The sequence below is a fragment of the Streptomyces beijiangensis genome (genome assembly GCF_017315755.1).
Classification (GTDB): domain Bacteria; phylum Actinomycetota; class Actinomycetes; order Streptomycetales; family Streptomycetaceae; genus Streptomyces; species Streptomyces beijiangensis.
Genome location: NZ_JAFLRJ010001233.1, coordinates 1 through 212, shown reverse-complemented (window position 1 = coordinate 212; position 212 = coordinate 1). Strand labels below are relative to the sequence as shown.

The following is a 212-nucleotide window of genomic DNA, read 5'->3' as shown; positions in this document are numbered from 1 at the left end:
GGAAGGGGCGGGATCGGGGAATCACCCACCACAGCAGCGACCACCCGCACCGCAGCGTCCACGACAGCCTCGACCCCCTCCCCGAAGTCCAAAGCTCCGCACCGCTCCGCGACCACAACCCCCGCAAGATCCACCAGAACCGCAGTCACCTCGTCCCGGTCCAGATGCAGCCCCACCGCATGCCCCGCTCCCGGCACCAACCGCAGCACAGT

The 212-nt window shown here is 69.3% G+C and carries 1 protein-coding gene; it reads left to right on the top strand.

The annotated features are described in order from the left end of the window. The coding region (locus J0695_RS45895; RefSeq protein ID WP_206969938.1) for a hypothetical protein at positions 1–212 on the top strand (212 nt) is incomplete at both ends.